Annotated in this window: 16 protein-coding genes; 4 read left to right on the plus strand and 12 right to left on the minus strand. The window is 72.0% G+C overall.

The window, feature by feature from the left end; genetic code table 11:
* Nucleotides 1-48: 48 nt before the first annotated feature.
* Together AB5L52_RS05730 and AB5L52_RS05735 are read left to right on the plus strand one after the other, a co-directional pair.
* Nucleotides 49-564 carry a hypothetical protein gene (locus AB5L52_RS05730; RefSeq protein WP_351022657.1) on the plus strand — a complete coding sequence of 172 codons (516 nt, stop codon included), beginning with the start codon at nt 49-51 and terminating at the stop codon, nt 562-564.
* Between the two features lie 175 nt (nt 565-739).
* Nucleotides 740-1,393 carry a zf-HC2 domain-containing protein gene (locus AB5L52_RS05735; protein WP_369362831.1) on the plus strand — a complete coding sequence of 218 codons (654 nt, stop codon included), beginning with the start codon at nt 740-742 and terminating at the stop codon, nt 1,391-1,393.
* Between the two features lie 148 nt (nt 1,394-1,541).
* Here AB5L52_RS05735 and AB5L52_RS05740 read toward each other — a convergent pair whose 3' ends face one another.
* From AB5L52_RS05740 to AB5L52_RS05750, 3 genes are all read right to left on the minus strand, one after another.
* Nucleotides 1,542-2,405 (minus strand): Fpg/Nei family DNA glycosylase, encoded by an 864-nt coding sequence (locus tag AB5L52_RS05740; protein WP_369362832.1) that lies wholly within the window; start codon nt 2,403-2,405, stop codon nt 1,542-1,544.
* Between the two features lie 49 nt (nt 2,406-2,454).
* Nucleotides 2,455-4,539 (minus strand): SpoIIE family protein phosphatase, encoded by a 2,085-nt coding sequence (locus AB5L52_RS05745; protein ID WP_369362834.1) that lies wholly within the window; start codon nt 4,537-4,539, stop codon nt 2,455-2,457.
* 85 nt (nt 4,540-4,624) lie between these two features.
* Nucleotides 4,625-5,917, minus strand: coding sequence for a DUF6777 domain-containing protein (locus AB5L52_RS05750; protein ID WP_369362835.1), 1,293 nt, complete (start codon nt 5,915-5,917; stop codon nt 4,625-4,627).
* A 131-nt stretch (nt 5,918-6,048) separates the two neighbouring features.
* Here AB5L52_RS05750 and AB5L52_RS05755 point away from each other — a divergent pair, with 131 nt between their 5' ends.
* The gene (locus AB5L52_RS05755; RefSeq protein WP_369362836.1) at nt 6,049-7,470 is read left to right on the plus strand and encodes a lipase maturation factor family protein; all 1,422 of its coding nucleotides are present in this window, start codon (nt 6,049-6,051) and stop codon (nt 7,468-7,470) included.
* Here AB5L52_RS05755 and AB5L52_RS05760 read toward each other — a convergent pair.
* From AB5L52_RS05760 to AB5L52_RS05795, 8 genes are read right to left on the minus strand one after another with little or no spacing between them, the layout of a single operon-like run.
* On the minus strand, nt 7,458-8,291 hold the full coding sequence (locus tag AB5L52_RS05760) for an amidohydrolase (RefSeq protein ID WP_369362837.1): 834 nt from the start codon (nt 8,289-8,291) through the stop codon (nt 7,458-7,460). The two genes, AB5L52_RS05755 and AB5L52_RS05760, sit on opposite strands and share 13 nt — an antisense overlap.
* Nucleotides 8,288-8,602, minus strand: coding sequence for an L-rhamnose mutarotase (locus AB5L52_RS05765; RefSeq protein ID WP_351022676.1), 315 nt, complete (start codon nt 8,600-8,602; stop codon nt 8,288-8,290). The genes AB5L52_RS05760 and AB5L52_RS05765 overlap by 4 nt, the downstream gene beginning before the upstream one ends.
* Complete coding sequence (locus tag AB5L52_RS05770; protein ID WP_351022679.1) at nt 8,599-9,570, minus strand: aldo/keto reductase; 972 nt, start codon at nt 9,568-9,570, stop codon at nt 8,599-8,601. The genes AB5L52_RS05765 and AB5L52_RS05770 overlap by 4 nt, the downstream gene beginning before the upstream one ends.
* On the minus strand, nt 9,567-10,322 hold the full coding sequence (locus AB5L52_RS05775) for an SDR family NAD(P)-dependent oxidoreductase (RefSeq protein ID WP_369362839.1): 756 nt from the start codon (nt 10,320-10,322) through the stop codon (nt 9,567-9,569). The genes AB5L52_RS05770 and AB5L52_RS05775 overlap by 4 nt, the downstream gene beginning before the upstream one ends.
* On the minus strand, nt 10,319-11,659 hold the full coding sequence (locus AB5L52_RS05780) for an L-fuconate dehydratase (protein ID WP_351022684.1): 1,341 nt from the start codon (nt 11,657-11,659) through the stop codon (nt 10,319-10,321). The genes AB5L52_RS05775 and AB5L52_RS05780 overlap by 4 nt, the downstream gene beginning before the upstream one ends.
* A 36-nt stretch (nt 11,660-11,695) precedes the next feature.
* Nucleotides 11,696-12,724, minus strand: coding sequence for an ABC transporter permease (locus tag AB5L52_RS05785; RefSeq protein WP_351022687.1), 1,029 nt, complete (start codon nt 12,722-12,724; stop codon nt 11,696-11,698).
* Nucleotides 12,717-14,207 carry a sugar ABC transporter ATP-binding protein gene (locus AB5L52_RS05790; protein WP_369362842.1) on the minus strand — a complete coding sequence of 497 codons (1,491 nt, stop codon included), beginning with the start codon at nt 14,205-14,207 and terminating at the stop codon, nt 12,717-12,719. Before AB5L52_RS05790 ends, AB5L52_RS05785 begins: the two co-directional genes overlap by 8 nt.
* Nucleotides 14,204-15,271 carry a sugar ABC transporter substrate-binding protein gene (locus tag AB5L52_RS05795; RefSeq protein WP_369362843.1) on the minus strand — a complete coding sequence of 356 codons (1,068 nt, stop codon included), beginning with the start codon at nt 15,269-15,271 and terminating at the stop codon, nt 14,204-14,206. Before AB5L52_RS05795 ends, AB5L52_RS05790 begins: the two co-directional genes overlap by 4 nt.
* A gap of 176 nt (nt 15,272-15,447) precedes the next feature.
* On the opposite strand from AB5L52_RS05795, the gene AB5L52_RS05800 reads away from it, so the two are divergent.
* Nucleotides 15,448-16,167, plus strand: a complete 720-nt coding sequence (locus AB5L52_RS05800; RefSeq protein WP_351022695.1) for an FCD domain-containing protein — start codon at nt 15,448-15,450, stop codon at nt 16,165-16,167.
* A gap of 93 nt (nt 16,168-16,260) precedes the next feature.
* On the opposite strand, the gene AB5L52_RS05805 is transcribed toward AB5L52_RS05800, so the two are convergent.
* Nucleotides 16,261-19,275: an alpha-mannosidase gene (locus AB5L52_RS05805; RefSeq protein WP_369362845.1), complete on the minus strand. Its 3,015-nt coding sequence runs from the start codon at nt 19,273-19,275 to the stop codon at nt 16,261-16,263.
* Nucleotides 19,276-19,306: the final 31 nt, after the last annotated feature.

Consider the following 19,306-nt stretch of genomic DNA (forward strand, 5'->3'; position numbering starts at 1 on the left):
TGACGGGGCTCGGGCGACGCGTACGTACCGGAGGAAGGGCAGGAAGGGATGCTGCACAGAGGGCACGAGAGCACGGACGGCACCGACGGCGGTGAACTGACCGTCCCCATGGCCTGGTTGTACGCGGAGTACATCGCCGACGAGCTGCTGCGCACCGGCGATCTGATGCCGCCGACGTCCTTCGAGTTCCGGGCCGGCCGGGACGCCCTGGCGCTCACCGTCTTCCTGTCCGACACCGACGGCGAGTTGTCCGGCATCCGGGTGATCTCCCAGCTGGAGAACTGGCTGTCACTGACCGCCTACGACCAGCCGTGGCGGGACTGGGTGCACGAGCGCATGGCCGAGCTGGCCGACGCGGCCGAGCGGTCTGGCACCCGCTCCCCCGACCTGGCGCTCGCAGCGGACGCCTGGCGCTGGCTGGAGGAGACGGAGCTGCTCGCGCCGGACCTGGACGCGGTGCCGGGCGGCGGTGCGCTGACCGGCGAGGACGACGGGCCGAAGGTGTGGACCCCGGCCTGGCGGCTCGGGCTTCCCCTCGGACACCTCGCGATCCACCTCTTCTGAGGCCCTTTCCGAGGTCCATTCCGAGGTTTCTCGAAATCCGACCAATCCGCGGGCCGGACCGCTCCGAATCTCCTCTCCGGGATTCTGTGGGTGGCTTGAGTGATTCGGCTGTCGGCTGCGTACGGATGGGTGCACGGAGTAACCCAACCCGCACCCATCGGCACGAGGATTCGGCATGAGGTCCCTGGAAAGGCATCGCGACGTCGGCGCGTACGCGCTCGGCGTGCTGGACGAGGCGGAGGCCTTCCGCTTCGAGGACCACCTCATGGAGTGCCCGCAGTGCGCGGCGCAGGTGACCGAATTCGGTCCCGCCGCACGGCAGTTGATGCTGTACCGCCGGGCCACGCCGCGCTTTGTGCACCCCATGGCGCAGCCCGGTCCCCGGCTGCTGGACCGGCTGCTCGGCGAGGCCGCGCGTCGGCAGCGGGTGCTCCGCCGGCGCTTCCTGTACGGTCTGGCCGCCTCGGTGGTGCTGGCCGTCGCCGGTCCGGGGATCGTGGCCTTCGCCGGCCATCGGGAGCCGGCCGCGCACGTCACGGCGGCGGCCGATCCACAGACCGGGGTGTGGGCCGAGGTCACGGCCGACGACGGGGACACGGGCAGCCGGCTGCTGCTGCGGGTGAAGGACGGCACCGGCCCGCACCGATGCCGGCTCGTCGTCGTGGGCCGCGACGGCTCCGAACAGATCGCCGGCACGTGGACCGAGCCCGACCACGCCGCCGACACCTTCACCACGCTCGGGTCCTCCACAATGCACCCGGACCAGATCGACCGGTACGAGGTACGCACGACCGACGGGCAGCATCTGGTCACGCTCCGGGCACAGTGACGGCATCGGGACTCGACCGAGGACTCTCAGAGGACTCTCATGAGGCAAGCCGTTACGCGCCCGGGCGCGTACGACACCTGGTCGGCGGCCGACCAGCACGCCCTGCTCCGGCTGACCGGCCGCCGCGGCCCGGCACTGGGGCGGGAGTTCACTTCAGCAGCCGGGAGAGTCTGCGGTCCGCCAGGGGCTTTCCGCCCGTCTGGCAGGTGGGGCAGTACTGCAGGGAGGAGTCGCTGAAGGAGACCTCGCGGATGGTGTCCCCGCACACCGGGCAGGGTTCGCCGGTGCGGCCGTGGACACGCAGGCCGCCCTTCTTCTCGGCCTTCAGCCGTCCGGCGGCCACACCCCGGGAGCGGTCGACCGCCTCGGTGAGCGTGGCGCGCAGGGCCGCGTACAGCCGGTGGGTCTCGTCCGGGGTCAGGGAGGCGGCGAGCTTGAACGGGGACATCTTCGCGGCGTGCAGGATCTCGTCGCTGTAGGCGTTGCCGACGCCCGCGATCAGGGACTGGTCCCGCAGCGCGCCCTTCAGCCGGCGTCTCTCGTCCTTCAGCAGGGCGGCGAGGCGTTCCTCGTCGAAGTCGGCGGCGAGGGGATCGGGGCCGAGCCGGGCGATGCCCTCGACCTGCTGCGGATCGCGGACTACGTACACCGCGAGGCGCTTTTGGGTGCCGGCTTCGGTGAGGTCGAAGCCCTCCCCGGTCTCCAGCGCCACACGCAGCGCGAGCGGGCCCTTGCCCGGCTTGGGCGGGCCGTCCGGCAGCCGGTCCTTCCACTGCAGCCAGCCGGCGCGGGCCAGGTGGGTGACGAGGTGCAGGCCGGCGCTGCCCTCGATGTCGAGGAACTTCCCGTGCCGGTGCACGGCGGTGACCTCGCTGCCCTCGAACGCGCCGACCGGAGGGTCGTACGTCTTCAGGACGCTGATGGCGACCGGCAGCACCCGCACGACCTCGTGGCCGATCAGGTGCTCGGTGAGGAAGTCCTTGAGCGCTTCTACCTCGGGCAGTTCCGGCATGGGTCCAGAGTGCCACCCGGTACTGACAACTCCCCCGAGCCGAGTCCCGTCAGCCGTCGAGGCGGAACTCGCACCACACGGCCTTGCCGCCGCCGCGCGCCTCCACGCCCCATGCGTCGGCGAGCTCTTCCACGAGGAACAGGCCCCGGCCGGAGACGCCGTCCTCACCCGCCTCACGGCGCCGGGGCAGGGCGCTGGAGGAGTCCTCGACCTCGATCCGCAGCCTGCCGTCGCCGTCGCCGAGCGCCCGCAGGGTCACGATCGCGGAGCCCTCGGTGTGCATCAGCGCGTTGGTGATCAGTTCGTCGGCGACCAGCTCGACCTCGTCGGCGCGGTCGCCGGCGCCCCAGGAGCGGACCGCGGCGCGGATCATGTGCCGGGCGTGGGTGAGGGCCTCCGGGTCGCCGGGGACCACGTGCTGCTGCAGCCGGCCGCCGGCCCGCGGGGCCTCCGGGGTGCGGCGGCGCAGCAGGAGCAGCGCCACGTCGTCGTCGCCGCCCCGATCCTCGGCCAGCTGGATCAGCCGGTCGGCGAGCCCGCGCACGTCCTCGGGGGCGGCCGCGACCAGTGTCGTCAGGCGACGCATGCCGTCGTCGAGGTCGGTGCCGGGCTGTTCGATCAGCCCGTCGGTGCACAGCAGCAGGGTGTGGCCGGGGTCGAGTTCGAGGGTCGAGACGGGGTACTCCAGCCGGCTGAACTCGGCGGACAGGCCGAGCGGCAGCCCGCCCTCGACCGGGACCCGGCAGCAGGTTCCGTCGCTGTGCCGGATCAGCGGGTCGATGTGCCCGGCGCGGACCGCCTGGACGACTCCGGTGGACAGGTCGGCCTCGGCGTACAGGCAGGTGGCGAAGCGGTCGGTGTCGAGTTCGTGCAGGAAGACGGAGGCGCGGGCCATCACGGTGGCCGGGGTGTGGCCCTCGGCGGCGTAGGCGCGCAGCACGATCCGCAGCTGGCCCATGACGGCGGCGGCGTGGGTGTCGTGGCCCTGGACGTCACCGATGACCGCACCGACCCGGCCGCCGGGCAGCGGGATCAGGTCGTACCAGTCGCCGCCGATGTCCCGGCCGCGGGTGCCTCCGACGGTGGCCGCGCGGTAGCGGACGGCGATGTCGGCGCCGCGGACGCTGGGGATGGTGCGGGGCAGCATGGCCTGCTGCAGGCCCTGGGCGAGGTCCTTCTCCTGCTCGTAGAGCATGGCCCGCTGCAGGCTCTGCGCGATGCTGCTGCCGAGCGCGACCAGGACGGCACGCTCCTCGGTGGAGAAGCCGCGCCGGTCGCTGTAGAGCAGTCCCATCGCGCCGATCGGGCGGGCCTGGGCGATCAGCGGCAGATAGGCGGCCGAGGTGATGTGCAGGTCGACGAGGTGCGGCCAGAGGATCGGATAGCCCTCGGCGAACTCCTCGGGGGACTCGATGAAGCGCGGCACGAGGGTGCGGACGACCTCGCTCATCGGGTACGGCTCGTCGATGCGGTTCACCTGGCTGCCCACGGGCACGAAGCTGCCGACGGGAGCCTCGGCGACGACGCGGATCCGGCCCGCCTCCACCAGGCCCATCACCAGGCTGGTCGCACCGAGGCGGCGGATGCCGCGGGTGTCCTTGAGGACGTCGATGACATCCCGGACGGTGCGGGCGTGCGCGAGGGCGGCCGAGACGACCTGGACGACGTTGGTCTGCCGGCGGAACGCCTGGTCCTGGGCGGCCCGCACACTGCGTGCCTCGCTGTCGGCGAGTTCCTCGGTGGCGTCCCGGACGATGCCGACGACCCGGCGCGGGCGGCCGGTGTCGTCCCGGCGGATGTAGCCCTGGGTGTGGGTCCAGCGCGGGGTGCCGTCGCGGCGACGGATGCGGAAGTAGGCCCCGTAGTTCTCGCTGCCGTCCTTGATGGCCCGTGCCACCACCGCGTCCAGCCGGGCGGCTTCGGACTGCGGCACCCGGACGACCAGGGACTCGGGGCGTCCGTCGTATTCCTCGGGCAGCAGGTCGAACACCTGGTGCGCCTGGGCGTCCATGTGGAACAGGCCCGTGTCCAGGTCCCAGTCGAAGGTGCCCATGCGGTTGAGCGCCAGGATCGGGTCCGGGTGGGCGGGCCAGTCCTCCGGGAGTGACCTGGCACTCGCTCCCCCATCTGCCATGGGCCCACCTTGCCAGGATTCAGCGGATTCTTCGACCTGATCGTCGGGAGGCCGTGGGGCTTGCGACGGCCGGTGCCGAGGCGGCTCAGCCGCCCTGAAGACTCGTCGGAAGACTCGTCGAAGCGCGCGGGGTGGCGTCGCCCGTCGCGCCGGGTACGACGGGACGGTCGCCCGCGGTGCCGTACGGGATCAGTCCGCCGTCGGGCAGGTCGGAACCGTCGGGCGGGCCGACCGCGTGCGGCGGGTGCGTGGTGCCGGGCGCGTCCGGGGTGAGGTCGAGGAACGGCGGGCTCCACGGGTCGGCCGTACCGGGGAGTGTGGTGCTCCGCCCGGCGGGCCGGCTGGGTGCGGTCGGGGTGGCGGTGCCGGATGGAGAGCCGGTGGTGCCGGGAGAGGCTCCCGGCCGGGTCTGCCGGGCGCCGGGCGGGGTGCTGGTCGGCTGTGCGGTGGCCGGGGCGGCCGGGTCCGCCGGGAGGGGCGCGTCGGGGCGGGTGGTGGCCCAGGTGGGGGCCGGTACGACGTGGTCGCCCCGCACGTCGTGCCCGATCCGGCGTTCGATCCAGGTGCGGGTCTCGACGTTGACGATGGTGACGCTGGTGACGGCTCGCGGCGCCGGCCTCACCGCGATCACCTGGTCCGGCCGGTATCCGGACCAGGTGCTGCCCCGGGTGCCGACGCCACCGTTGCCCGGCGCGGGTGCGCCCAGCGGGTTGCCGCAGCCACAGCGCACCCGCGGCACGCCCCGGTCGTCGATGAGGACGGCGGTGCCGGCCTGCAGCACGGCCTGGTAGGCGACCGCGTGCCTGCCGCGGTAGCCGTGGGTGGTGACCCGGGTGTCGGCGTGCAGCACGACCGGCGTGAGGCCCTGCAGATAGCGGGTCAGGCCGCCGCCGGACACGCCGGCCACGCGGGCGAAGGCGTCGGCCCTGGCCCGGTCCGCCGTCAGATGCCCGATCCGCCGCTCGACGTCGCAGGCGGCGACGCGTGCGGTGCCGCCGTAGAGGCCGGGGGTCGCGCCGGACAGGGCGCGCATCGCGCGCAGGGGTAGGGCGAGCAGCGCGGCGGGCACCCAGGGCCTGGAGGACGCGGCGACGGGCGGTCCCGTGGTGCTGACGCCCTCCGGCGCACGGGTGGTGGGAGCGGTCGTGCCCGTGGGGGGCGCGGTGGGATCGGCACTGCCCGTGCCGGGTGCCGTCGGCGCGGCGGTCGCGATGACCATGGAGCCGGTGAAGGGGTCGGGCCCCCGCGCCGCGGCGGGGAGACGATAGACGGCCTCGCCCATCCGGGCCTCTTTGGCACCGGGGCGGACGCAGCCGGCGGCGAAGAGCGCCACCGAGAGGTCGCAGGCGAGGACGATGAATCCGGCGGGTATCCGCACCGTACACTCCGCATCACTGTGGGTGACTTCCCTTCATTGTGTGCATCGCGCCTGTCTGGCCGGCAACTCGGGGGCGGTCCATGATGAAGACGACACCGGCGGTTTGGCCGCGACGAAGGGCGCGCACAGCCGTGGACTGGTTCACCGCTCCCGACTACTGGCTGAGCCGGCTGGTCTTCCAGCGGGCTCTGGCTGCCGTGTACCTGGTCGCGTTTGTGACGGCGGCTCTGCAGTTCCGGGCTCTGCTGGGCGAGCGCGGCATGCTGCCGATCCCCCGCTTCGTGGCGCGGATCCCCTTCCGAGGGGCCCCGAGCCTGTTCCATCTGCACTACTCCGACCGCTTCTTCGCGAGCTGCGCCTGGGCGGGCTGCGCGGTCTCGGCGGCGCTGCTCGCCGGCGCGGACTCCCTGCTGCCGCTGTGGGCCGTGATCCCGCTGTGGCTGGTGCCTTGGGCGCTGTATCTGTCGATCGTCAACGTCGGCCAGACCTGGTACGCGTTCGGCTGGGAGTCGCTGCTGCTGGAGACGGGCTTCCTGGCGGCGTTCCTCGGCAACGACGAGGTGGCGCCGCCGATCGTCGTCCAGTTCCTGCTGCGCTGGATCCTGTTCCGGGTCGAGTTCGGCGCCGGGCTGATCAAGATGCGGGGCGACGCGTGCTGGCGGAAGCTGACCTGCCTGTACTACCACCACGAGACACAGCCCATGCCGGGCCCGCTGAGCTGGTTCTTCCACCGTCTGCCGAGGCCGCTGCACCGGGTCGAGGTCGCCGCGAACCACTTCACCCAACTCGTCGTGCCGGTACTGCTGTTCACACCACAGCCGATCGCCTCGGCCGCCGCCGCGCTCATGATCGTGACCCAGCTGTGGCTGGTATTGTCCGGCAACTTCTCCTGGCTGAACTGGATCACCATCGTGCTGGCCCTGTCCGCGCTCCGGTTTCCCGGGTCCGCGCCGCCCGTGCCGGCGGCGCCGCTGTGGTACGAGGTCCTGGTGCTCGCGGTCGCGGCCCTGCTGGTCTTCCTGAGCTACCACCCGGTGCTGAACATGGTCTCCCGCCGCCAGGTCATGAACCGCTCCTTCGACCCGCTGCACCTGGTGAACACCTATGGCGCGTTCGGCAGCATCAGCCGGGTCCGTTACGAGGTGGTGGTCGAGGGCACCCTGGACGCACTACCCCGCGAGGACTCGGACTGGCGGGAGTACGAGTTCCGGGGCAAGCCCGGTGACACCCGGCACTGGCCGCGCCAGTTCGCCCCCTACCATCTGCGCCTGGACTGGCTGATGTGGTTCGCGGCGCTGTCCCCGGCCTACGCCGGCGACTGGTTCGGCGGACTGGTGGAACGCCTGCTGGAGAACGACCGCGCCACGCTGCGCCTGCTCCGCCGCTCCCCCTTCCCGGCGGACACCCCGCCCCGCTACATCCGGGCCCGCCTCTTCCGCTACCGCTACACCACCTGGCGGGAGCTGCGGGAGACGGGCGCGTGCTGGGAGCGGACGTATGTGCGCGAGTATCTGCCGCCGACCAGGCTGGCGGGGGCGGTTCAGAGGTCGTAGACGCGGGTGGCGGTGCCCTCGTGGACGGCCGTGCGTTCCGCCGCACTGAGCCCGGCGGTCAACTCCCTTGTCACGTCCAGGACTTCGGCATAGGCGGCCGCCAGGGTGCACACCGGCCAGTCGGAGCCGAACATCAGGCGGCCGGGGCCGAAGGCCGCCAGCGCGGTCTCGGCGTACGGCCGCAGGTCGGCCGTGGCCCGGGAAGCGGGGTCGGCCTCGGTGAGCAGGCCGGAGAGCTTGGCGACCGTGTTCGGGCGGGCGGCGAGTGCGCGCAGGGCGGAGGCCCAGGGCTCCCGCGCTCCGGAGGCGATCGGCGGCTTGCCCAAGTGGTCGAGGACGAAGGTCAGCCCGGGAAGGGCCTCGGCGGCCTGGGCGCACGCCGGGAGCTGGTGGGGCAGGACGACGAGGTCGTAGACGAGGCCCGCGTCCGCGAGCGCCGTCAGGCCCCGGCGTACGTCAGGGCGCAGCAGCCACTCCGGGTCCGGCTCGCTCTGCACCTGGTGCCGGATGCCCTTCAGGCGGGAGCCGCCGGGGAGTTCGCGCAGTCGGTCCAGTTCGTCGGCGATGTCGGGGCGGGTGAGGTCGGTCCAGCCGACGACACCGGCGATCAGGTCGTGCATGTCGGCCAGGGCCAGGAACTCGGGGGTCTCCTCGGGCACCGTGACGGTCTGGACGAGGACGGTACGGGTGACTCCGGCCGCCCGCGCCTCGGGTTCGAGGTCGGCCAGGCTGAAGTCGCGCCTGAGCGGGCTGTCTTCGGGGATCCAGTCCTGGTCACGGACGGACAGGTCCCAGAGGTGGTGGTGGGCGTCGACGGTCACGGCAGCTCCCAGACGACGGGCAGCCCCGCTTCGGCGCCGTCACGCGAGTAGTCGTGTACGACATCGAGCAGCTCGGCCATGCGAGCCTGCCAGGCCACGTTGACCGGCAGCTGCTCCAGTTCGGCGAGCAGACGGCCGTAGTCCACGCACTCCAGCAGGTGGAACAGGTTCGTGCCGCTGCGCCAGATGGTCCAGGAGGTGGCGCCGGCGGCGCGGATGGCGGCGGTGAGTTCCTTCGGGACGTCCCGATGGGCGGCCTCGTAGGCGGCGATGCGGTCGGGACGGACCTTGGTGTGCAGGGCGACTCTCATGACGGGCCTTCCTCTTCAGGCAGCAGGCCGGACTCCCGCAGCTCGCGCCAGAACTCCGGCGGGATTGGGGACGCGAACTGGTCGGCACCGTCGTGGACTTCGGCTGCGGAACGGGGACCGGCCAGGACACAGGCGACGGCCGGGTGCGCGGCGGCGAAGGCCAGGGCGGCGGCGCGCAGGGTGGTGCCGTGCCGTTCGGCGACCGCCTTCATGCGCAGGGCACGGCCGAGCAACTCCTGTGGGGCCCGGGTGTAGTTGTACGTCGACCCGGGCTTCGGATCCGCGAGCAGGCCCGAGTTGAAGACGCCGCCGAGGACCACGGACACCCCGCGCTCGGCCGCCGCGGGCAGCAGCTCGGTGCCGGCGCTCTGGTCGAGCAGGGTGTAGCGGCCCGCGCAGAGGACCACGTCCACGTCGGTGTCGCGGACGAACCGGGTGAGCATCGCGGTCTGGTTCATGCCCGCGCCGATCGCGCCGACCACTCCTTCGGCGCGCAGCTTCTCCAGGGCCGGGTAGCCCTCGCGGAAGGCCTGCTCGGCGTGGTCGTCGGGGTCGTGCAGATAGACGACGTCGACGCGGTCCAGGCCGAGGCGGTGCAGGCTCGCCTCCAGGGTGCGGCGGATGCCGTCGGCGCTGAAGTCCCAGACGCGGCGGTGGGTGGCGGGTACCGCGAAGCCGTTGGCCAGGTCGTCCCCCGTGCCCTCGGCGGGTTCGAGGCGGCGGCCGACCTTGGTGGACACGGTGTAGTGGGCGCGGTCGTACCGGCGCAGGGCCGCGCCGAGCCGGCGTTCGGAGAGACCGAGGCCGTAGTGCGGAGCCGTGTCGAAGTACCGGATGCCGCGCTGCCAGGCGGCCCGTACCGCCTCCCCCGCCTGCTCGTCGTCCAGCGGGGTGTAGAGATTGCCGAGCGGTGCGGCGCCGAAGCCGAGCGGGGTGACCTCGACGCCGCTGCGACCGAGCGTCCTCATCGGCCCACCGGCCGGAGCCTCAGGCCCTGCATGCCGCCGTCGACGGCGAGGGCGGTGCCGGTGGTGGCGTCGGAGAGGGGGCCCGCCAAGTAGGCGATGGCGCCGGCCACTTCGGCGGCGGAGACCAGTCGGCCGGTGGGCTGGCGGGCTTCCAGGGCGGCGCGTTCGGCGGCCGGGTCGGGAGCCGCGTCCAGCAGCCGGCCGACCCACGGGGTGTCCACCGTACCGGGGTTGACGCAGTTGACGCGGATGCCCTCGCGGACATGGTCGGCGGCCATGGCGAGGGTCAGGGAGTACACGGCGCCCTTGGTGGCGCTGTACAGGGCGCGTTGCGGGAGTCCGGCCGTGGCCGCGATGGAGCAGGTGTTGACGATGGCCGCCCGGTCCGAGCGGCGCAGGTGCGGGAGGGCGGCGCGGGCGGCGCGGACCATGCCCAGCACATTGACGTCGAAGACGCGTTGCCACTCGGCGTCGTCGTTGTCCTCGACGGTGCCCTGGGCGCCGATCCCGGCGTTGTTGACCAGGATGTCCAGACCGCCCAGGTCCTCGGCGGCCCGCTCGACGGCGGCCCGTACCGAGCTGTCGTCGGTGACGTCGGCGCGGTAGGCGAGGAGCGGCTTGCCGACGTTCGCCGGGTCCCGGTCGAGGACGGCGACCCGGGCGCCCCGGGCGGCGAGGAGGTCGGCGGTGGCCCGGCCGATGCCGGACGCGCCGCCGGTGACCAGGGCCCTGAGACCCTCGAAGTCGCTCATGCGGCCTGTCCCTTCTGGGTGTCGGGGTCGGCGGCCCAGTACGTGCCGCCGGGGAAGGTGTACCGCGTGAGGGACTCCGGGCGCAGGGCGGCGGAGAAGCCGGGCGCGGTGGGTGCCGAGTAGTGGCCGGCGCGGATGACGACCGGGGTGACGAAGTGCTCGTGGAGATGGTCGACGTACTCGATGACACGGTCCTCGGTGGTGCCCGAGATCGCCAAGTAGTCGAACATCGAGAGGTGTTGTACGAGTTCGCACAGGCCGACGCCGCCCGCGTGCGGGCAGACCGGGACGCCGAACCTGGCGGCGAGCAGCAGGATGGCGAGGTTCTCGTTGACGCCGGCGACGCGGGCCGCGTCGATCTGGACGATGTCGAGGGCACCGGCCTGGAGTAGCTGCTTGAACACGATCCGGTTGTGCACGTGCTCGCCGGTGGCGACCTTCACCGGGGCCACCGCGCGGCGGATCGCGGCGTGGCCGAGGACGTCGTCGGGGCTGGTGGGCTCCTCGATCCAGTACGGGCCGAACTCGGCGAGGGCCCGGGTCCAGCGGATCGCCTCGTCCACGTTCCAGCGCTGGTTGGCGTCGACGGCGAGCCGGATGTCCGGTCCGACGACCGCGCGGGCGACCCGGCAGCGCCGGATGTCGTCGTCGAGGTCGGCGCCGACCTTCAGCTTGATCTGCCGGAAGCCGTCGGCGACGGCCTGCGCGGCGAGCCGGCCGAGCTTGTCGTCGTCGTAGCCGAGCCAGCCCGGGGAGGTGGTGTAGGCGGGGTAGCCGCGCTCCAGCAGCCGGGCCCGGCGCTCCTCGGCGCCCTGCCTCCCGCGCCTGAGCAGACCGAGGGCCTCCTGCGGGGTGAGCGCGTCCACGATGTAGCGGAAGTCGATCTGCCCGACCAGCCACTCCGGTTCGGCGTCGGCGAGCAGCTGCCACAGCGGCTTGCCGGCCCGTCGCGCGGCGAGGTCCCAGACGGCGTTGACGACGGCCCCGATCGCCATGTGCATCACGCCCTTCTCGGGGCCGAGCCAGCGCAGCTGGCTGTCGCCGATCAGGTCCCGGAAGAGCGAGCCCGGGTCGGCGCACAGCTCGGCCACGTCCCGGCCGAGCACATGGTCCCGCAGCGCGTCGATCGCGGCCACCTGGACGTCGTTGCCCCGCCCGATGGTGAACACGAACCCGTGTCCCTCGTGCCCGTCGGCGGCGTCGGTGCGCAGCACGACGTAGGCGGCCGAGTAGTCGGGGTCCGGGTTCATCGCGTCGGAGCCGTCCAGCTCGCGCGAAGTGGGGAAACGGATGTCGTGGGTGTCGACCGCGGTGACGCGGGCGGGGGCCTGGGACACTGAAGTCCTTTCCGTCAGCGGAGATTGGATGGAACGTCAGTCCTGGGCGCGGCCGGTCGTCACACGCGCGATCACGAGGGCGACGAGGATGATCCCGCCGTAGATGGCCTGGATCCAGAACGACGGGACCTGGGCGAGGGTCAGCAGGTTCTGTACGACGCCCAGGAGGAGGACGCCGGTCAGGGCGCCGAACATGGTGCCCTTGCCGCCGTCCAGGCTGATGCCGCCGATCACCGCGGCCGCGAACACGGTGAAGATCATGTTCTGGCCCTGGTTGGCGCTGATCGCGCCGACGTACCCGGTCTGCAGCAGGCCGCCGACCGAGGCGAGCACGCCCGCGACGACGTACACGCCGAGCATGACCCGGTCCACGCGGACGCCGGCCGCGCGGGCAGCCTCCGCGTTGCCGCCGATCGCGTAGAGGGCGCGACCGGTGCGGTGGTACTTCAGCACGAACCCGGTGACGGCGAAGGCGACCGCGGCGAGCCACACCGACATGGGCACGTTCAGGAAGGTGGTGGTGGCCAGGGAGTAGAAGCTGTCGGGCATGCCGAACAGGGTCTTGCCCTTGGTGGCGCCGACCAGCAGACCGCGCAGCACGATGAGCATCGCGAGCGTGACGATGAAGGCGTTGAGGCGGAACTTCACGACGAGGACACCGTTGAAGGCGCCGATGACCGCGCCGACCACGGGGATCGCGAGCAGCGCGAGCGCGGCCGGGAGGTCGGTGCCCCAGCCGGACTGGCTCGCGGGCAGCACCAGCAGGGCGCCAACGGCCGGTGCGATGCCGACGACCGACTCCAGGGACAGGTCGAACTTGCCGGTGATCAGGACGAGGGACTCGGCGAGGACGACCATCGCGAGCGCCGCGGAGGCGCCGAGGATCGAGATCAGGTTCCGCTCGGTCAGGAACGAGTCGTTGACCAATGCGCCGAGCACCATGAGCAGCAACAGGGCGGGGACGAGGGCGAGTTCACGGGCGCGGCGGAGCAGGACGGTGCGGGCCGAGCGGGCGTCCGGGGTCCTCGGGGGTGCGAGCGGCGGGACGGCCCGGGTGTCAGCCATGGTCAACTCCTTCGATGGAGGCGATCAGCTCGTGGTCGCGCCAGCCGGCCGGGTGCTCGGCGACGACGCGGCCGTGGAAGAGGACGAGGACGCGGTCGCAGCGGCGCAGGTCGTCGAGTTCGTCGGAGACGACGAGGACGGCGGTGCCGTCGTCGCGGGCGCTGTCCATGCGGGCGAGCAGCGACTCCTTGGACTTCACGTCGACCCCGGCGGTGGGGTTGATCAGGACCAGCAGGCGCGGGTCCGAGGCAAGGGCACGGGCCATGACGACCTTCTGCGCATTGCCGCCGGACAGGTCGGACACGGGCTGGTCGGGGCCTTCGGCATGGATATCGAGACGGTCGATCAACTCGGCGGCGAGCCCGCGCCTGCGCTCGGTGGCGACGAAGCCGTACCTGCCCAGCTGGTCCAGCACGCTCAGCGTGGCGTTGTCGCCGATGCTCATGCCGGCGATCAGCCCCTGTTCGTGCCGGTCGCGCGGGACGCAGCCGATCCCGGCGCGCAGCGCGGCCCGTACGTCCCCGAACGGCAGCCTCTCACCGGCCAGCCGAGCGCTGCCGCCGGTCGGGGTGTGGAGTCCCGCGAAGGACTCGGCCAACTCGGTCTTGCCGCTGCCGCTGGACCCGGCGAGTCCGACGACCTCGCCGCGCCGCACGGTGAGGTCGACGCCGTCGTACGCCGGTGAGGTGAGCCCTTGTGCCTCCAGCAGGACGGGAGCGTCGGTGTCGACCGACCTGTTGTGCATACCCTGTTGGGCGATGGACTCCCCCGCCATGGCCTCCACCAGGGCCGCCTTCGGCAGGTCGGTGACGGGTGCGGTGGTGATCCAGCGGGCGTCGCGCAGCACGGTGACCGTCTGGCAGACCTCGTACACCTCCTGGAGGTGGTGCGAGATGAACAGGAAGGTGACGCCGGAGCCCTGCAGGGAGCGCATGCGGGTGAAGAGCCGCTCGATCTCCCGGTTGTCGAGCTGGGCGGTGGGTTCGTCCAGCACGATGAACCGGGCGCCGAAGCTCAACGCCCGTGCGATCTCGACCATTTGACGGTCCTCGACCCGGAGGTCGGCGGTGCGGGCCTCGGGATCGACGCGCACGTCCCAGGTGTCGAGGAGTTCGGCGGCCGCACGGCGCAGCCGGCGCCAGCTGATGAGGCCGCGGCCGGTCGGCTGCCGGTTCAGGAACAGGTTCTCGGCGACCGTCAGCTCCGGGACGACCGTCGGCTTCTGGTACACGCAGGCGACCTTGCGGCGCCAGGCGTCCCGGTCGGCGAGCGGGGGTGCGGGCTCGCCGTCGAAGCGGACGGTGCCGTCGTCCGGGGCCTGCAGACCGGTGAGGACGTTGACCAGGGTGGACTTGCCGGCGCCGTTGCGGCCGACCAGGGCGTGGGACTCGCCGGGCAGGACGGTGAGCCGTCCGTCGGCCAGGGCGACGGTGGGGCCGTAGCGTTTGACGATGCCCTCTGCTTGCACCAGTGGCGTGCTCATTTGACGGTGTTGCCCCAGAGCTTGGGGTCGTCGACGTTGGCCTTGGTGACCAGCGGCGCGGGCAGCTGGTCCTCCAGGATTCCGTTGGGCAGCCGCACGATCGTGGAGCCGTGGTCGGTGGGTCCGGGCTTGAACGTCTTCCCGGCCATCGCCGCCTTGATGTAGTAGAGGCCGTACTGGGCGTAGGCGTCGGCGGGCTGGGAGACCGTGGCGTCGATCCGGCCCTTGCGGATGGCGTCGAACTCCTGCGGGATGCCGTCGTTGGAGACGATGGCGATGTGGCCCTGCTGCCCGGCCGGCTTCAGCATGTTCTTGGACTTCAGGGTCTGCAGGGTCGGAGCGAGGTAGACACCGCCGGCCTGCAGATAGATGCCCTTGATGTCGGGGTTGGCGCCCAGCAGCGTGTCGAGTTTGGCCGCGGCGGTGTCGGACTCCCACTTGGCGGGGATCTCCAGCACCGTGAGCTTCGGGTACTTCTTCTTCACACAGGAGCGGAAGGCCTCGGAGCGGTCTCGGCCGTTGACGGAGGCCAGGTCGCCCATGATCTGTACGACCTTGCCGCTGCTCACGTGCTGTCCGAGGTAGTCGCAGGCCTTCTCGCCGTAGGCCACGTTGTCGGCGCGCACCACCATGGCGACCTTGCCCTTGTCGGGTGCGACGTCCACGGCGACCACGGGGACGCCCTTGCGTTCGGCCTGGTCGAGTCCGGCCTGGACGGCGGCGCTGTCCAGGGGGGCGACCACCAACCCCTTGACGCCCTGGGTGAGTTCGTTGTCGATGTCGGTGATCTGCTGCGAGGGGTCGCTGTTGGAGTTGACCGTCTTCAGCACCTCGACGCCCTCGGACGTGGCCATCTTGGGCACATAGTCGTTGTACGACTGCCAGAACGGCGAGGTCAGCAGCGGCAGGATCACGCCGACCCTGCCGGCGCCGCCGCCTCCGCCCGGACTCGCGGTGTCCTTGGTACTGCCGCAGGCGGCGAGCATGAGTGCGGCACCGGCGGCCAGGGCCGCCGCGCCGATGATCCGGGACCTGCTGCGCTTCCTCACAGTGCTGGCGGGCATCTCGCGGCTCCTCGTCGAGGGTGAAATCGAGGCTGTTCGAGCAGACGCCGCATACTTATCAGACCAATAAGCCGAGTCAACACCCTCCTGCACGGAAAATTCGCGAATCCAGGGCGTAGTGGTCGGACCACTCCGCTGGCTAGACTGCGGCGCACCGGGAGGGCAGGAGGAGTGGCGTGAACGAGGCAGAAGTGCCGCAGAAGGGCACGGTGACCCAGCGCGCCATCGAGGAGATCAAGGCGATGATCGGCGAGGGCCGGCTTGAGCCCGGCCAGCGGCTGCCCACCGAGCGGGATCTCGCCGCCCGGCTGGGTATCTCCCGCAGCTCGATGCGGGAGGCGATTCGCGCGCTGACGGTACTGGGCGTCCTGGAGGCCCGGCACGGCTCCGGGATCTACGTCACCGCGCTGGAGGCCGGGGACCTGCTGGAGACCTTCGGGGTGGTCGCGGACCTGTCCCGGGGCCCCCGGCTGGTGGAACTGCTGGAGGTGCGCCGAATCCTGGAGTCCACGGCGACGGCGCTGGCCGCCGCGCGGATCACGGCGGACCAACTCACGGCCGTGGAGAAGCACTTGGCGGCGATGAACGCCACCGACGATCCCGAGGAGATCCTCGCCCACGATCTCGCGTTCCACCGCGAGATCGCCGCCGCGGCGGGCAACGAGACCATGGCCGCGATTCTGGAGGGCCTCTCGTCGCGTACCTTCCGGGCCCGGGTGTGGCGGGGGTATCAGGAGGAGGGGGCGTTCGCGCGTACACGGCGTGAGCACGCGGCGATCCATCGCGCCCTCGCCGCGCGTGATCCGGAGGCGGCGAGGGCCGCGGCGGCGGCGCATGTGGGTGAAGTGGAGGAGTGGTTGCGCGCACAGCTCGGCGCTCCGCGAGAAGGGCCGTGACAGGCCGTCCGTCGTCCACGGCACCGGGGGCTGATCGCGCCCGCGCGGCGGAGCCGCAGGTCCACCACTGCCCCGCGCCCCTTGGGGGCGCGCTCAGGCTCGCCTGAACCGCAAGGTCACCAGCTCGAACGGCCGCAAGCGAAGAGCGACGCTGGTGCCCGCGCGCTCCACGGCATCCGGCAGTGGCCGCTCCAGCAGATCCGTCACCGTCACGTCCGACACCTCGAAGCTCGCCGTGAGCGTCGCGCGGGCCCGGCCCCCCTGGGCCTCGTGGAAGCGGACCACCACGTCCCCGCTGCCGTCGTCGGCGAGCTTCACCGCCGTGACGACCACGGCGTCGTTGTCCAGGGTGACCAGCGGGGCCACCTCATGGGCACCGGTCAGGTGGCGTTCCGGCTGGTTGATCCGCCAGCCCTCGCGGACCGCGTCCCCGATGTCCGCGCCGGGCACGAGCGCGTGCCGGAAGCGGTGGACGCCCTGGTCGGTCTCGGGGTCGGGGAAGCGCGGGGCGCGCAGGAGGGAGACGCGGACCGTGGTCGTCGTACCGCGGTCGGGGTCGGCGCGCACCGTGCGGGTCACGTCGTGGCCGTACGTCGAGTCGTTGACGACCGCCACGCCCCAGCCGGGCTCCGCCAGGTGGACGAAGCGGTGGTTGCACGCCTCGAACTTGGCCGCCTCCCAGGAGGTGTTGGTGTGGGTGGGGCGGAAGACATGCCCGAACTGGGTCTCGGAGGCGTAGCGTTCGGCGTGCAGGTCGAGCGGGAAGGCCAGCTTCAGGAACTTCTCCGTCTCGTGCCAGTCGACCTCGGTGTCGATGACCAGGCGCCGCTCGCCCGGCGGCAGGGACAGCACCTGGGTGACGCGGGAGTCGCCGAAGGAGCGTGTGATCCGCACCGACGTACCGTCCTCACCGGCCCTCACCTTCTCCGCGTCCGTGAGGTCGGTGACCGTGTTCCGGTAGAACTCGTCCACGTCCCAGGCGTCCCACATGTTCGGGAAGTCCTGGTGGAGCTGGAGGAGGTTGGCCGCCTGGCCGGGGGCGATGGTCTCGCGGTCGGCCTGGATGTCGTAGACGGAGACGATCAGCCCCTGGGCGTCGATCTCGGCCCGGAGCAGGCCATTGGCCAGGACGAATCCACCGGCGGGGCGCGGGGCGGAGCTCGTCCCCTGCGGAAAGCGCCGTGCTCCCGCGCCGCCGGCGAGAACGCCGGCGCGGCTGTGTGGTGCCGCGTTGAAGACCAGTTCCCGGTCGCCGTCGGCGGCCAGGGCGCGCTGGGCCGCGTCGATGATGTCGTTCAGTTCCGCGGCGATCCGCTCGTACGTCGCCCGTGCCTCCCGGTGCACCCAGGCGATGGACGAGCCGGGCAGGATGTCGTGGAACTGGTGCAGCAGGACCGTCTTCCAGATCCGGTCCAACTCGTCGTAGGGGTAGGGGAATCCGGTGCGGACGGCGGCGGTGGCCGCCCACAGCTCCGCCTCCCTCAGCAGGTGTTCGCTGCGCCGGTTGCCCTGTTTGGTCCTGGCCTGGCTGGTGAGCGTGGCGCGGTGCAGTTCGAGGTACAGCTCGCCGACCCAGACGGGCGCCTCGGGGTACTCGGCCTCGGCTTTCCGGAAGAAGGCGCGGGGTGTCTCCCAGGCGACGGTCGGCGAGCCTTCCAGGTCGCGCAGCCGGGCCGCCTTGGCGACCATCTCGCGGGTCGTGCCGCCGCCTCCGTCGCCCCAGCCGGTGGGCGCGAGGGAGTGCCGGGCCCGGCCCTTGTCCTTGAAGTTGCGCTCCGCGTGGGCGAGTTCGCTGCCCTTCATGGAGCAGTTGTAGGTGTCGACGGGCGGGAAGTGGGTGAAGATCCGGGTGCCGTCGATGCCTTCCCACCAGAAGGTGTGGTGCGGGAACGTGTTCGTCCGGGACCAGGAGATCTTCTGCGTCAGCAGCCACTTCGAGCCCGCCGCCTTGATGATCTGCGGCAGGCCCGCGGCGAAGCCGAAGGTGTCCGGCAGCCACGCCTCCTCGTTCTCGATGCCGAACTCGTCCAGGAAGAACCGCTTTCCGTGCACGAACTGCCGGGCCATCGCCTCCGAGCCCGGCATGTTGGTGTCCGACTCCACCCACATCCCGCCGGCCGGCGCGAACCGCCCCTCCGCGACGGCCTTCTTCACCCGCGCCCATACCTCGGGCCGGTGCTCCTTCACCCAGGCCCACTGCTGGGCCTGGGACATGGCGAAGACGAACTCCGGCTCGTCCTCGATCAGCGCGGTCATGTTGGAGGTCGTACGGGCCACCTTGCGGACCGTCTCGCGCAGCGGCCACAGCCAGGCCGAGTCGATGTGCGCGTGCCCGACGGCGCTGACGCGGTGCGCGGACGGCACGGCGGGGGAGGCGAGCACAGCGGTGAGCTGCTGCCGGGCCCGGTCCGCGGTGCCGTTCACGTCCTGGAGGTCGACGGCGTCCAGGGCTCGCTCGACGGCGCGCAGGATGTCGTACCGGCGCGCGGAGTCCACGGGCAGCTCGGCCATCAGCTCACCGAGCACCTCCAGGTCCATGACGAGCTGCCACACCGTGTCGTCGAAGACCGCGAGGTCCATGCGGGCGAGCGTGTACTGCGGATCGCTGCCGGCGGTCTCCTTGTCGCCGAGCCGTGTGGGCAGGAAGGGGTGGTAGTCGAGGATGACCGGGTTGGAGGCGGCCTCGATGTGCAGGACCACCTCCTCCCCGCCCGCCGCCGGGGCGCCGACGCGGACCCACTGGTTGCGCGGGTTGAGGCCCTTCACCGGGCTGCCGTCGGGGCGGTAGACCAGGCCCTCGCACTGGAAGCCGGGCATGTTCTCGTCGAAGCCCAGGTCGAGCAGGGTCTCGACGGTCTTCCCGGCCCAGGCCTCGGGCACGGTCCCGGTCACCCGGAACCAGCTCGTGCCCCAGGGAGCCCCCCACCGGGCGCCGACCTCGATGCGCTCCGGCTCGGCGGCGAGTCCTTCCGCGACCGGTACGGGCTCACCGGGCGCGTGCCAGACCGCGACCCGCAGCGGCACGGACTCGGGGTACACGGCGGGGCGGATGCGTTCGTCGAGGACGCGCCTGAGGCGGGCTTCCACCAGAGTGCGGTCGTCATGCATGGGGGGTGCTCCCTGCGGAGTGCGGAGTTAC

The sequence above is a fragment of the Streptomyces sp. CG4 genome (assembly GCF_041080655.1).
In the GTDB taxonomy this organism is placed as follows: domain Bacteria; phylum Actinomycetota; class Actinomycetes; order Streptomycetales; family Streptomycetaceae; genus Streptomyces.

What these genes read in the sequence shown, in the direction of transcription:
- AB5L52_RS05730 (WP_351022657.1), top strand. Translation starts at nt 49, where the DNA reads ATGCTGCACAGAGGGCACGAGAGCACGGACGGCACCGACGGCGGTGAA.
- AB5L52_RS05735 (WP_369362831.1), top strand. Translation starts at nt 740, where the DNA reads ATGAGGTCCCTGGAAAGGCATCGCGACGTCGGCGCGTACGCGCTCGGC.
- AB5L52_RS05740 (WP_369362832.1), bottom strand. Translation starts at nt 2,405, where the DNA reads ATGCCGGAACTGCCCGAGGTAGAAGCGCTCAAGGACTTCCTCACCGAG.
- AB5L52_RS05745 (WP_369362834.1), bottom strand. Translation starts at nt 4,539, where the DNA reads ATGGCAGATGGGGGAGCGAGTGCCAGGTCACTCCCGGAGGACTGGCCC.
- AB5L52_RS05765 (WP_351022676.1), bottom strand. Translation starts at nt 8,602, where the DNA reads ATGAGAGTCGCCCTGCACACCAAGGTCCGTCCCGACCGCATCGCCGCC.
- AB5L52_RS05770 (WP_351022679.1), bottom strand. Translation starts at nt 9,570, where the DNA reads ATGAGGACGCTCGGTCGCAGCGGCGTCGAGGTCACCCCGCTCGGCTTC.
- AB5L52_RS05775 (WP_369362839.1), bottom strand. Translation starts at nt 10,322, where the DNA reads ATGAGCGACTTCGAGGGTCTCAGGGCCCTGGTCACCGGCGGCGCGTCC.
- AB5L52_RS05785 (WP_351022687.1), bottom strand. Translation starts at nt 12,724, where the DNA reads ATGGCTGACACCCGGGCCGTCCCGCCGCTCGCACCCCCGAGGACCCCG.
- AB5L52_RS05790 (WP_369362842.1), bottom strand. Translation starts at nt 14,207, where the DNA reads ATGAGCACGCCACTGGTGCAAGCAGAGGGCATCGTCAAACGCTACGGC.
- AB5L52_RS05795 (WP_369362843.1), bottom strand. Translation starts at nt 15,271, where the DNA reads ATGCCCGCCAGCACTGTGAGGAAGCGCAGCAGGTCCCGGATCATCGGC.
- AB5L52_RS05805 (WP_369362845.1), bottom strand. Translation starts at nt 19,275, where the DNA reads ATGCATGACGACCGCACTCTGGTGGAAGCCCGCCTCAGGCGCGTCCTC.